Origin of the sequence: Limosilactobacillus pulli (assembly GCF_947381555.1) — a bacterium.
Taxonomy (GTDB): domain Bacteria; phylum Bacillota; class Bacilli; order Lactobacillales; family Lactobacillaceae; genus Limosilactobacillus; species Limosilactobacillus pulli.
The window spans coordinates 1-12,854 of the sequence record NZ_CANCWQ010000017.1 but is presented as its reverse complement, the minus strand read 5'-3'; the positions used below and the strand labels follow the sequence as shown (position 1 = coordinate 12,854).

At 44.8% G+C, this 12,854-nt stretch carries 10 protein-coding genes and 1 pseudogene; 1 reads left to right on the top strand and 10 read right to left on the bottom strand.

What is annotated here, in order from left to right; translation table 11 throughout:
• Positions 1–154: 154 nt before the first annotated feature.
• The 6 genes and pseudogenes from QOS03_RS06240 to QOS03_RS06215 all read right to left on the bottom strand — a co-directional run bounded on the left by QOS03_RS06240 (position 155) and on the right by QOS03_RS06215 (position 6,550).
• Complete coding sequence (locus QOS03_RS06240) at positions 155–388, bottom strand: hypothetical protein (RefSeq protein ID WP_272208575.1); 234 nt, start codon at positions 386–388, stop codon at positions 155–157.
• 380 nt (positions 389–768) lie between these two features.
• Positions 769–2,103, bottom strand: coding sequence for an NADP-specific glutamate dehydrogenase (gdhA, locus tag QOS03_RS06235; protein ID WP_283575748.1), 1,335 nt, complete (start codon positions 2,101–2,103; stop codon positions 769–771).
• Between the two features lie 477 nt (positions 2,104–2,580).
• Positions 2,581–3,632 (bottom strand): annotated as a pseudogene (locus tag QOS03_RS06230) (PTS sugar transporter subunit IIC); the annotation flags it as partial.
• On the bottom strand, positions 3,560–3,709 hold the full coding sequence (locus tag QOS03_RS09680; RefSeq protein ID WP_283575747.1) for a hypothetical protein: 150 nt from the start codon (positions 3,707–3,709) through the stop codon (positions 3,560–3,562). The gene QOS03_RS09680 and the pseudogene QOS03_RS06230, both read right to left, overlap by 73 nt.
• A gap of 447 nt (positions 3,710–4,156) precedes the next feature.
• Positions 4,157–5,344, bottom strand: a complete 1,188-nt coding sequence (locus tag QOS03_RS06220) for a cysteine desulfurase family protein (RefSeq protein WP_283575746.1) — start codon at positions 5,342–5,344, stop codon at positions 4,157–4,159.
• Between the two features lie 330 nt (positions 5,345–5,674).
• Positions 5,675–6,550 carry a LysR family transcriptional regulator gene (locus tag QOS03_RS06215; protein ID WP_283575745.1) on the bottom strand — a complete coding sequence of 292 codons (876 nt, stop codon included), beginning with the start codon at positions 6,548–6,550 and terminating at the stop codon, positions 5,675–5,677.
• A 123-nt stretch (positions 6,551–6,673) separates the two neighbouring features.
• Between QOS03_RS06215 and QOS03_RS06210 the strand changes: the two genes are divergently transcribed.
• Complete coding sequence (locus tag QOS03_RS06210; RefSeq protein WP_283575762.1) at positions 6,674–7,714, top strand: YeiH family protein; 1,041 nt, start codon at positions 6,674–6,676, stop codon at positions 7,712–7,714.
• A 41-nt stretch (positions 7,715–7,755) separates the two neighbouring features.
• On the opposite strand, the gene QOS03_RS06205 is transcribed toward QOS03_RS06210, so the two are convergent.
• From QOS03_RS06205 to QOS03_RS06190, 4 genes are all read right to left on the bottom strand, one after another.
• Positions 7,756–8,826: an LCP family protein gene (locus QOS03_RS06205; RefSeq protein WP_283575744.1), complete on the bottom strand. Its 1,071-nt coding sequence runs from the start codon at positions 8,824–8,826 to the stop codon at positions 7,756–7,758.
• A 282-nt stretch (positions 8,827–9,108) separates the two neighbouring features.
• Positions 9,109–9,699: an aggregation-promoting factor gene (gene apf, locus QOS03_RS06200; RefSeq protein WP_283575761.1), complete on the bottom strand. Its 591-nt coding sequence runs from the start codon at positions 9,697–9,699 to the stop codon at positions 9,109–9,111.
• Positions 9,700–10,031: 332 nt separating this feature from the next.
• A complete protein-coding gene (locus QOS03_RS06195) occupies positions 10,032–10,847 on the bottom strand; it encodes a Cof-type HAD-IIB family hydrolase (protein WP_283575743.1) in 816 nt (271 codons plus the stop codon).
• A 15-nt stretch (positions 10,848–10,862) separates the two neighbouring features.
• Complete coding sequence (locus QOS03_RS06190; protein WP_283575742.1) at positions 10,863–12,695, bottom strand: acyltransferase family protein; 1,833 nt, start codon at positions 12,693–12,695, stop codon at positions 10,863–10,865.
• Positions 12,696–12,854 lie beyond the last annotated feature (159 nt).

The following is a 12,854-nucleotide window of genomic DNA, read 5'->3' as shown; positions in this document are numbered from 1 at the left end:
CCCATTGGTTAACTTGAGAAAGCGTTTTCGATTAACTATATTATCCATCAAATCAACGTAATAGACAAATTCAATTTAAATCATCCTGAGCCGCGACCACTTTATTGCAAATAAAAAACCGCCGGGACCTTGATCCCAGCGGCAGTTGGATTGGCTAAAACACCAAGCGGGCACCTAATACCAAAACGGAGATGGCAATTACGACACCCACGCATTCAACGAAAAGGCAGCTGATGTTGATTGTCGTTGCTACCCAGGGGGCTGTTTGCGGCAGGTTATCCTGCACATCCTTCAATACGACAAACAAACTGCTGAGACCCAAAACGGCAAAAACGATCAATGCACCGAAAAGAGCGGCTTGGTTAAGAGCAGCAACAGCAACAAACATAGTAAAACTTCCCTTCTGTAACTTATTTGCATGGCTTATTCTAACACAGGAATTTTTTAAATCCACCCTGCATCCCTTGACAATCACTGCGGTTTATGGTTGAAAATGTTTGAAAAATGAATAAATTGGTTTTTAAACCATAAAAGTCGTTTAAACCTTGATTAAACCATAATTTATGCATATTTAATTTTTAAAATTATTTTTTGAAAAAATTTTTCGTCACTTTTAAGGCAACGCTTTCACAATTAATTTAGTTAATTTTTAGCGTTTTACCTCGATTTTTACCGCTATTTTTTCACAAACTTATATGTTAAATTTATCATATTTAGTCAAAAAAACAGCTCCTTATCCCGATTTTGAGATAACGAGCTGTTTAACATTTAAACGATACCTTGCGCCTCCATGGCATCGGCAACTTTTAAGAAACCGGCAATGTTAGCCCCAATAACGTAATCACCTTCATGGCCATATTCCTTGGCTGCGTCATCGATACTATGATAGATGTTGATCATAATGTCTTTGAGCTTGGTATCAACTTCGGCAAAGCTCCAGGACAGCCGCTCTGAATTCTGGCTCATTTCCAATGCCGAAACGGCAACCCCACCGGCATTGCTGGCCTTGCCTGGTACAAACAAAATGTCATGCTCTTTAAGGTAATTGGTAGCCTCGTAGGTCGTTGGCATGTTGGCCCCTTCGCAGACTGCCAGAACGCCATTTCCAACCAGCTGCTTGGCATCCTCAACATTCAGTTCATTTTGCGTAGCACACGGCAGTGCCACATCGGTCTTGATGCTCCAGACACCGCGGCCTTCATGATATTCGGCACTTTCTCGCTGACTGGCGTATTCAGTTAAACGCTGGCGCCGATTCTCCTTGACCTCTTTTAACAAAGCCACGTCAATACCAGCTGGATCATAAACCCAACCAGTTGAGTCAGAACACGTTACCACCTTGGCCCCCAGCTGCTGTGCTTTTTCAATTGCATAGATCGCCACGTTACCTGATCCCGAAACCGTTACCGTCTTATTCTTCAGGTGGGTACCGTGATCTTTTAGCAGCTCTTCAACCAGATACAGCAGGCCATAGCCCGTTGCCTCGGTCCGGGCCAAAGAACCGCCAAATGACAGACCCTTACCCGTTAAAACGCCCTCATAGCGATTAGTTAGGCGCTTGTATTGACCATACAGATAGCCAATCTCACGGCCACCCGTTCCAATATCACCAGCAGGTACATCAATGTCGGCACCAATGTATTTATGCAATTCGGTCATAAAGCTCTGGCAAAATGCCATTACCTCTCGATCGGACTTGCCTTTAGGATCAAAGTCGCTGCCACCCTTAGCTCCGCCAATCGGCAGCGTCGTCAGTGAGTTTTTAAAGATCTGCTCAAAGCCTAAAAACTTAATGATCCCCAGATTAACGGTTGGATGCAGCCGCAAACCGCCCTTGTAGGGACCGATTGCATCATTGAACTGAACTCGATAGCCATTGTTGACTTGAACCTGGCCATGGTCATCAACCCAGGATACCCGGAACATGATTTGACGATCCGGCGTGGTTAAACGCTCCAATAATGCTTCCTTGCGATAATGATCCTCATTGCGCTCAATTACTGGACGCAGTGATTCCAAAACCTCCTTGACTGCCTGGTGAAACTCAGGCTGTACAGGATTTTGCTTAACTACACGGTCATAAACTTCATCAACATATGCCATTTGTCGGCCCTCCTAAGGGAAACTTTATTTAATGAGACTGCTCATTGATAATAATCTTACACTATTAAATTAAAAAAATCTCTTTTTTTAATTATTTTCACATCAAAAAAGCGATCAGTCCTGTCAACCAATCGCTTTCTTTTGCTTGTCAACCACCATCGGCTAAAGTCGATGGCTTGTGGGCAAACACCCCGATATTGAGTGTCTGAACCACAATTTGCATAGATACGGACGATTTACTCAAACAGCCGCAGTTGCTTGAGCAGTGATCATCTAATTACCAATGCCTTTTACGTCCCCAGGTTGCCATAGGGACGATATATCAATAGTTGTTAGATAGTCAGTCTTATAATGCTGTAATACTCACTTTGATTCTCAGTGATGCAGCTACTAAGTTAATTACTATCTACAAGGATTAGATCATAGTAGGCCTATCCATCCCATGACTAAAGTCACGGGATTTCCGGCTAGACATAATTAAAGAACCGTCAAATGCATCTCGCCATCTCGTACCAGCTTCATCTTCTTCATAAGTTGGAAGCCAACTACGGAAATTAATGCCGGTAACGCCATGCCACATACAACATAGGTCACAAACGCATTGGTACTCTGCCCCCAGAAGTAGATCGGTGCAATAAACGAGTTAAGTCCCAGGCCGCCAACCGTATAAGTGGCACGAAAATGAAGCATTACTGTTGCCAGTGGTGCACAGGCCGCTGCTGCCACGACTGGTGGGTCAGTTGCAATGGATTTACGATCAGATTCGGAAACTGCAGTTTTGGCGTAACCACGAATTGCGCAATATTGGCCCCAACCGTATTCTGCCGCCAAGACATTGCCGTAAAGCCGACAAACTGCGCCGTAGTACCAATTGCCGCGGCAGCTGAAAAAACCGGATCAAGCATCAATGCTACTGCCAGTGCCGCTGAAGATGCAGGTGTCATCAAAAACAGCGCCCAAACCACCGAAATGCAGATTGAGCCAAGCACTGGGTTAACCGTCATTGACTTAGCAATGAAGGCACTAACAGCAATCAGTGCTGGCGTAACAACAGCTGCCAATCCCAGACCGGCCATCGTACCAACCATAGTAGCAGCGAACGGAACCAGAACCATATCCAAAGGCGTCTTACCCGAAAGGTACTTGCCGACCAACGCTGCTATCAGAGCCGCACAGACCGCTGAAACTGGCTGACCGGTAGTAAAGATCCCAGTACCTGCTGCTTGAACGGCAGTCTGACCGGTTGCCGTCACGGTTGCCACCCCTTTGGCTGCTGCAACAAAATGAACAGCATTAGAACCAACCGTTGCTGCAATCATGGAGCTAAACATAACCAGCATAGTCGTCTTCAGCTCAACGGCAACAGCAATCCCCAGTGCCGGTGCCAAAAGATCCTGGGCCAGCGTACCGGCCATATACAGCGGTTGAAAATGAACGAAACCTGCAATCGTCTGCATCAACAGCCCCATTCCCAGCGTAACCAGAATGGCATTGGCTGCAGCTGCGGAAACGTTGTAGGCATATTCTTTATAGTAGTCTTATGCACGGCTTTTTCACGTGCACTCATACTAAAATTCACTTGTTTGGTATTGGCTGCTTGTTCCATTGACACTACCTCTTTCTACTTATGCTTTTCTCTCTCAATATAAAAACATCCACTGCCGATTCAACAAGCAGTGGATGTTAAGCAAAGATTTGAATTCATGCTTATCCACTACTCGCATTTCGGTTTTAAGCGCGCCCGTGGATAAAAATCTCAATGCTAAAAAGCATGGATTCTTGATCGCACGATTCGCGCGATAATAATGACCAGGATTAGGGAAATAATGGCTAGGACAATTGCTGATTGAATCATGGCGATCAAGCTCCTTTCTTAAAAATAAATGAGATTTATTAATGGATTTATAATATCAGATTATTGCAATAATACAAGACATTATTAATGTTTTGACTTTTATTAAGTCAGTTTATGCAATAAATACAGAAAAGAGCCGCTGTAAGCGACTCCTCTAACAATGCATATTATTTTTTTAATGTACTAAAACTTAATTAACTAACGCTGACCCCGATCACCATTGTTCTTGAGGCGTGGTACGTACTTATTCAAAGCAGCCAACAAGCGATCAACATCTTCAGTCGTATTGTAGATACCAAAGCTGAATCGCAATGTCTCCCAGACTCTAGGACTGTCCTTGCCATACATGGCTACCAAAACGTGGGAAGGATCCAGTGAACCAGACGTGCAGGCCGATCCCGCTGCCCCGACGATGCCATCCAGATCCAGATTGGTCAAAAGTGCATCATTGGGAACGTCTTTAAACCAGATACTGATAACCTGGGGAGCCATCCCCTCGTTTAAGCGACCATTGATCTCAAATTCAATATTATTAGCCTTTAATCCATCAACCAGCCGTTGCTTAAGCTTTAGATAGCGCTTGGTCTGATCTGCCAGATCCGCCATGTGCAGTTCGATAGCCTTGGCAAAACCAGCTGCTGCCGGTACGTTTTCGGTCCCCGCACGCCGCTTGAGCTCCTGGTCGCCACCGCGAACAAACGACGGGAAATTGATGCCGCGTCGCCGGTACAAAAAGCCGATCATCTTGGGGCCATTCAATTTATGACCAGAAACCGAAAGCAGGTCGATCTGATCTTTTTGAACGTCAATCGGTACGGTCCCGTATGCCTGAACTGCATCCGTGTGGAACCAGGCGTTGGTTGGAGCCACGATCTCACCGATTTCATGAATTGGAAGATGGCTGCCGACCTCATTATTGACCATCATGACTGAAACCAGAATCGTATCGGGACGGATGGCCTGCTTTAATTCTTCCAAATCAATCTGACCATTTTCATCCACATTTAAGTAGGTTACCTCATACCCTTGTTTTTCCAGATCCTCTAATGGTCTTAAGATTGCCTCGTGCTCAAAGCGCGTGGTAATGATGTGATGTCCCTCGTTTTGTCGGGCTAGCGCCGTTTGCTTGATAGCTGTATTGTCGCTTTCCGTTCCACCGCTGGTAATTACGATCTCATCATCATAGGCAGCATTAATCGATTCAGCCATTACGTGACGACTGTCTTCTAAGACCTGTTTGGCAATCCGACCATAATAATTGGTTGTTGAAGCATTGCCAAAAACGTTGGTCATCTTATCAGTCATTTCTGAAACGACCTCTGGAGCCATTGGCGTGGTTCCGGCATTATCTATATATACTCGCTTGTCCAAAATTTTCGCTCCCATTTTTTGATTTGGTCAAGGTTCTTAATCTAGCGCATTCTTTAGTATACCCCTTGGCCACCGAGACGCAAAATAAAGCCGCTCAGCTTTGGGGAACTGAACGGCTTTATTTTTAAGTGCTTTATTCAATAATTGGGAGTATTTTTGAGAAAAAGTAGGGGATCATCAAATCAATCACCGTTGCTTGATTAATTTGATTGTCATTATCATACCGATTAAATGCAATTAAGCTGTGTCAGATTTATGAAGTAATTGCGAATAATGGTTAAGAAAGCATTTATCAAGTCTTGATTTTGGCTGAGTTGCCCGGTCTTAATTGAACAAATCGCAATTTCAGCGTACCTGACGACAGATTTTGGCCAATTGATGGCGCTGATCTTTGAAAAAACTATTTTTGGCCGTTACCAAATAAAGCGCGTGCCGAATTGAAAGTTCATTGAGATCCCATTCAAAAAGTTTTCCTGACTGTAGATCATCTTCAACCAAGACCCGATACATAAAGCTGATCCCTACGCCATCCTTTAGCAGGGTAATAATTGTCGCTGGACTGCCGATCTCAATTACCTGCTTAAAATCCGTTAAAGCGCTGCCCTGTGCCTGCAGCCACTTTTCTAAAATCTGCCGCGTTCCCGATCCCGATTCACGAATCAACAAGGGGTAGTCAAATAATTCTGGTAAAGCAACAGGCCGATCGATTGCCTGGCTGCCAAACAACGCAAATGGCTCTAAGCCAATTTCTTCCCAATCAAAGCGCTGATGGTCAAAGTCGCCTTCAACCAACGCTGCATCCAGCTCACCTCGTTGAATCTGGTTAAGCAGCGTTTGCGTATTGCCAATCTGAGTTGTGACCGGCCTGTTTTGGGCAATCATTTCCGTCAGCACCTGCGGTAGCAAAAAACTGCCGATCGAAAGTGTCGCGCCCAACCTTAATGGTGCGGTTTGCCTTTTTAGCTCATCCAGCATTTTTTGATTTTCATGCGCCAAAAAGTTCAAATAATCAACCAAACGCTTGGCAGCCGGTGTTAGAGTTACCTTTTTTCCTTGATGATCCAATAGTCGAAAACCAAGTTCTTTTTCCCAGGCATTCAACTGCTGAGAGACCGCTGGCTGTGTAATAAACAGCTGTTTGGCAGCCGCAGTCAGCGAGCCCGTTTTTGCTACGGCAAGCAGGGTTTGACCACGATAATCGAGTAATGGGTCTTTTTCCATGACTGATACCTCTCTTTTATAAGTAGAACTTTGGATTACTAATAAATACTAATTTTTATTTATTAATATATCATGATAGGCTTAAATCATCAGCAATCTGAGTTAAGAGAAAGGGTTTTGGATATGATTAAGACACTGTTTTCACGGCAGTTCATCGTCGCATTTTTTCTGACACTGCTGTGCTCTTTAGCTGGCTCGTTTTTAGGTGGACTTCCCTACCTGTCTGTTATCGGTGCCTTGGTAATTGCATTGATTTTAGGCATGTTGATGCAATTTGCCAAACCAGCTATCAGCTATGCCCAACCAGGAATCGGTCTGATCTCCAACAAGTTTTTGCGACTGGGGATTATTTTGCTAGGATTTAAGCTCAATTTAATTGCCTTGGCGCAAGCTGGCATCAAAACGATTTTACTGGCCGTTTTGATCGTTTCAGGCACGATTCTGCTGGTCTACAATCTGGCGCGGTATTTTGGCGTTGATCGGCATTTGGCAATCTTGGTGGCCAGCGGAACCGGAATTTGTGGTGCTGCGGCTGTCATGGGGATTTCGTCACAGTTTGACAATGCGGCTGATGAAACCGAAGCCGAGCGGCAACGAGAAAACAAGGTCGTTGCCGTTGCCATCGTTGCCATTTTAGGGACCTTGTTCACGCTTTTAGAGATCGGCATCAAGCCGCTTTTACATATGTCAGCCGTTCAATTTGGCGTCATGACCGGGGGCTCGCTGCATGAAATCGCGCATGCCGTAGCTGCCGGTAGTGCTGGAGGTCCGGTCAGCCTGGATACTGCAATTATCACCAAGCTGTCACGGGTTTTGATGCTGGCTCCGGCTGCCATGATCATTGGCTGGTGGTACCAAAAACAAGGTATCAAGGATGGTCCAATCGTTTTGTCGGCTGACCAAAAACGCGTACCGATTCCATGGTTCATGGTCGGTTTCATTTTGGCCAGCGTCATCGGTACGTTTGTCCCACTTGGCAGTGCCGTTATTGCCGGGATGGTCAAACTGGCCTACCTGGTCTTGGGCATGGCCATGGCAGCATTGGGGATGAGCGTCAACTTCAAGGTTTTATTGACGCGGGGGCGTAATGCATTAATGGCTGCTGTTTTAGGTTCCCTGGTACTGTTGACGTTCGTGATTACTATGAGCAAACTGTTTTTCTAAAACAATCTAAAAAGAGCTAGGGATCTCCCCCCAGCTCTTTTTTAGTTGCTTACAACCGTATTATATTCGGCACCGTTTGGCAGCGTGAACTCAAGATTGTTGATTCCATCATAGCCATTTTGAACGGCATAGTCATAAAGCCTGGTTTCCGTATTGGTAACATGTTTTGGCTTTTCACCAATCGATTTGCGAATTGCCTTGGAAACTCGGTTAAGTTCTGTTGGCGTGACTGCCTGGAAGGATGTGCCATCAATCGTTGCGCTGATTCCCTGCAGATGATCAATCTTAACGTTGCCTAGTGCTGGACTGTACTTAGTATAAAGCGTAGCCACGGCTTTAACCGGCAGATTAGTCCGCACGCCATCGCCAGCTGCCTGCAAAAGCTTATTGGCCACTGTGATTGAGCCATTTTTCTTAAACTTGTTGATAACGGCCTCTAAGACCTGCTGTTGACGGTATTGACGGCCATAGTCGCCTCTTGGATCATCATAGCGCATCCGCGAATATTTAAGCGCTTGGCTGCCATTCAAATGCTGCTTGCCCTTCTTGAAGTGGTGACCCTCATAGGTAAAGGCAAATGAATTATTGGCCGTAACGCCGCCAACTGCATTGACGACTTTTTCCAAAACCCCCATATTGACTGAGGCATAGTAGTCGATCTTGATGCCGAGTAAATCTTCAAGCTGTTTTTTGGTTTCCTTAACCCCACCTAATGAGTAGGCCGCATTTAGCTTAACATAGGTGTAGCCGCCATCAACCTTAACTTTGATCGGAATGTCACGCGAGATTGCCGTCATCCGCACCGTTTTCTTTTTGGGATTGACGGTAATAACCTCAATCGAATCGGTATTGCCGGCCCCCCAGTTTTTACGTCCCAAGGCACCGGAATCGATTCCCAAAGTCATAATCGTGATTGGCTTGCCCTCACGCAGTTTTTTATTAACTTTGGCACTATTGCTGAATACCTTAGAGGCCGTCTGATGAATCTGATAGTATTCATAACCGCCACCAGCTGCCAGCCCGATCACAATCAAGGCCAACAGCCATTTAAGCCAGCGCCATTTTTTCTTTTTTGGTTTAGGCGTTCTGGTTGGTTGTGTTTGTTCTTCCATGTTTTCGTTCGCATCAATAATTAAGAACCCTGCAAAATCAACTTTTGGCGATTCTCAATCAATAACGCGATCCTTCCCGTCATTGATTTGGCAGTCACATAAATAATTGCCACGTTTAGCCTGACTAATTCAATTTAGCAGAAAAATCCAACAACAAGCTCAGTTTGCTTAAAAATTTAAAAAATTAATAATCTTCTTTAGCAAATTTTTAAGTAATTTCCAAAATAAAAACACCGTTCATAAAGAACGGTGACTAAATTACTGTTTTATTAATGTTTGATCTTAGTACCAGCCATTGCTCATCCAGAATTGTTGAGCATTGGTCCAAGAACCGTAACGACTGGCAACGTAATTGTCAGCTACTCGTTCTTGGTTGGCAGCGGAGTAGTCGCCATTCAGGTAGGAAGCGCTCAATTGGTACTTACCGATGTATTGACCGTTACGAGCACCGTAGTTGTTGCCGGATTCACGAGCAGCAATCCATGCCTTGGCAGCTGCTTCGGAACCAGAAACTGATGAAGTGTAGCTGGAAGTGGTTTGTGAAGTTTGAGCAGCAGCTGATTGCGTCGTTGCTTGAGCGGCTGGCTGTGCCGTAGCAGCAGTTTGTGTAGCATCAGTACCTTGGCCATCCGTCTTAACAACCAGTTGTTGACCAACGTAGATCTTGTTGATGTCTTGAATGTTGTTTTGTTGAGCCAGGGTTTGAATCAGGCTGTTGTCGTTAGCGAACTTTTGAGAAATGCTGGACAGCGTGTCGCCGGATTGTACCGTGTAGGTCGTGTCAGCGTTGGCAACCGTAGCCGTAGCAGCAACGCCAAATACAACGGCGCCCAAAGCAGCAGTAACTTTCTTGAAGTTCTTCTTCATAAAAATCAAAACCATCCTTTATCAATTATCAATTCGTTATTTATCATTTCCTTATCAACGATCCCTATCATACACGCTCAATATTACCAACAGATAACAGAGCAATTGCGATTTAAGAGTTTTTACGGCCGTTTTGTAATATTCTGTAACATAACCTTTACCGTTGAATCAGCAATTTGATTATAAATGTTGTTATAGCAATGTTTTTAGGTTTGGCAAACTTTTTATCTAAGTATTTTAAATATTGCAAAAAAAATCGTAAAAAGTCACACAAAAACCATTTTTCGGCTTTCGGCAGCTTTTTACGACCCTTTTTTAAGGCTTGACCATCGTCAATATTACATTAATGTTGCAAAATAATTTTCCAGATAGACAGCTACGCCATCCTCATCATTAGCAGCCGTCAGATGATCGGCAATTTTTTTGACGCTTGCCAATCCATTTGCCATGACCACGCCATCGTCGGCATCTCGAATCATCTCATAGTCATTGTCAGCATCACCAAACGTCATTAGATTCTCAAATCCCCAGCCATAGTGCTGCAGCAATGCTGCCAAGCCAACGCTCTTGTTGACGCCGTTTGGCAAAAATTCCAAAACCATCGGCTGCGACTGGACGACATTGACTTGTTTTTTCAGCTCATCAGGTACGCTTGGCAAGACCTCACGACTCATTTTTTCTGCTGGGATTGCCATAATGGCTTTGGCATAAACATGATCATCACCAGACAGATCACTAAAATCCGCATCCTCAAACTCAATATTTTTTAAGATCGTTTTGTAGATCGAACGCGGCATATCCATAATCTCATAGACACGATCAAAGTCCAAAACATCCAGTGAAAAGTCATGCTGCTTGGCAAAAACAAAAACGGCCTGTAGCTTATCTTTGGTGATACCATGTTCGCTGAGTGCGTTCCGAGTCTGATTATTGACGACTAAGCCACCATTAAAGGTAATCGTATAATCATCAGCCGTGGTCAGCCCCAGCTGCTCGATATAAGGCCAGATAGCATTGATTGGCCGACCTGTACAAAGCACGACTTTGATACCTTGTTCGTGCAGTCGTTTCAAGACTTGCTCGTTTCTTTGGCTGATCTCCTTTTGACTGTTCAGCAACGTATTATCCATATCCAACGCAATCATTTTAATCATATTATTATCTCTTTTCTATTTATTTTTTAGAGTGATTTTGACGATTAAGCGCGTAAAGTAGGCATTCCCCTGCTCATTCATGTGTACCTTGTCTTGGCCAAACCATTCGGCATGACTGCTGGCAGCCTGATTCCAGTCAATCACATGCACATTGTTATGCTGCTTGGCAGTCTGCTTGATCTGATCACAAACCGTCTGTTCCCAGTCACGCGTTGGTACGTGCGGCGTAATCCAATATATCTGATGATCGCTGCCGATTGCATTTAAGATATCATCAATTGTCTGTGTATTCATTGCGCCATTGGTTCCAAGGTTTAGAATCACGATCTTTTGCAGCTGGCCTTTTGCCTTGATGTCTTTAATAACTCCAGGCGTGGCATTGCCCTGACGACCAACTTCAGCGTCAACATAGGCATGCGGCATGATTTCTTGAATATCCTGGGAGGCATCCGCCATTACCGAGTCCCCAATTGCCGTGATCTCAAGCTGTGAAGCGGCTTTTAGCTGAGCTGAGCTCAAACCGTATTTTTTCTGCAGCGACTTGCTGTTGACGTTAACTTTAGTCGTTTTTCCTTTGGCAATTTGTTGATTTTTCTGCGCGGTGGCCTGCTTGCTTTTTTCAATCCGAGTCTGTTCCGCACTCTTTTTAATCGGTCGACTCGGCAGCATCAATCCACACAGAGCGATAAAGCAGATGATCACACCAGGGCCGATCTTGACCCATTGTCGCCAGTCGTGCATCTTAAAATCGATCCAGTGTCGAATGCTGTTTGGCAGATGACGCCATTGATAATGGGCCAATGGCTGTTCAACAAAACGATAGGAAAGCTCGCTGATCACCATGATCAACCCACATTCAATCAGCGCATTGAGCAATGGATGCTGGCCAATCTCAACTACTCGCTCATAAAAGACCATTACCGGCAGCTGATAGACATAGATACCATATGAACGCTGACCGATCCAGGCAAAAATCGGATTGGTCAGCCACCGATTCATATGACTACCGGGATGAACCACGGTCGCAATTAAAAGCATTCCGATCAGACTATAGAAAAACATGCCCCCACGATAGGTCCAGCTGCTCTGCCCTGGTAAGGTAAAAAAGCCCAGCAGCGTAATCAAAAGCGCACCGATCCCAACCCCATCCAAGATTTTGGCGGCCGGCGTCGTCAATTTGGCGTTTAGATGATCGATCGGCCAGCACAGCGCCAGCCAGGCACCCAGAAGCAGCGAAAAGGACCGCGTATCAGTTCCATAATAGACGCGGTTCAGATTATTTTGATCAAATAAGACGGCCATCTCAATTGCTGAGGCAACGGCCAGGATAAAAACGGTCCATTTAATACGCGTGCGTTTTCTCAAGACCAAAAACAGCAAAAACAAGATCAATGGCCACAAGAAATAAAATTGTGCCTCCACGCCTAAGGTCCACAGATGCGTGAACGGCGACTCACCATTAAAACGGTCAAAGTATGACTGTCCATGACCAATTTCCCACCAGTTGTAAACCCAAAGCAGATTGGTAATGATCGTACTCTTTATGTTGTGCAATAGATCGCGGGCAAATACCGTAATATAGGCTGTTGTGACCGTCAGCATAACAATCAGCACCGGATAGAGTCGGCGCAGTCGCTTAAGATAAAACTGTGTCAAGCGAATGCCGCCTGTCTGATCCATTTGACGTACCAGCTGCAAGGTCACGAAATATCCCGAGATCAAAAGAAACAGCGGTACGCCCAGATAGCCGCCCGGCAAGGTTGTTGGCAGCAAGTGATAGATGATTACGCCAAATACGGCCAGCGTCCTGACGCCATCGATTCCGGTCACGTATTGCTTGGATCGCATAAAAACTTCCCCCAAATTAAAAATACAATTTTCATTATAGTCACAGTTGTTCGTCAAGTCTCACCAATTGACGTTTTTTTACAAGGCAGATTGCAATAAATAACTTGAACAAATTTAATGACGCAGATTAAGCAAGAAGATCTCAATTGGAGTTCGCCA

What these genes read in the sequence shown, in the direction of transcription:
- QOS03_RS06210 (WP_283575762.1), top strand. Translation starts at nt 6,674, where the DNA reads ATGATTAAGACACTGTTTTCACGGCAGTTCATCGTCGCATTTTTTCTG.
- QOS03_RS06190 (WP_283575742.1), bottom strand. Translation starts at nt 12,695, where the DNA reads ATGCGATCCAAGCAATACGTGACCGGAATCGATGGCGTCAGGACGCTG.
- QOS03_RS06220 (WP_283575746.1), bottom strand. Translation starts at nt 5,344, where the DNA reads ATGGGAGCGAAAATTTTGGACAAGCGAGTATATATAGATAATGCCGGA.
- QOS03_RS06205 (WP_283575744.1), bottom strand. Translation starts at nt 8,826, where the DNA reads ATGGAAGAACAAACACAACCAACCAGAACGCCTAAACCAAAAAAGAAA.
- gdhA (WP_283575748.1), bottom strand. Translation starts at nt 2,103, where the DNA reads ATGGCATATGTTGATGAAGTTTATGACCGTGTAGTTAAGCAAAATCCT.
- QOS03_RS06215 (WP_283575745.1), bottom strand. Translation starts at nt 6,550, where the DNA reads ATGGAAAAAGACCCATTACTCGATTATCGTGGTCAAACCCTGCTTGCC.
- QOS03_RS06240 (WP_272208575.1), bottom strand. Translation starts at nt 388, where the DNA reads ATGTTTGTTGCTGTTGCTGCTCTTAACCAAGCCGCTCTTTTCGGTGCA.
- QOS03_RS06195 (WP_283575743.1), bottom strand. Translation starts at nt 10,847, where the DNA reads ATGATTAAAATGATTGCGTTGGATATGGATAATACGTTGCTGAACAGT.
- QOS03_RS09680 (WP_283575747.1), bottom strand. Translation starts at nt 3,709, where the DNA reads ATGGAACAAGCAGCCAATACCAAACAAGTGAATTTTAGTATGAGTGCA.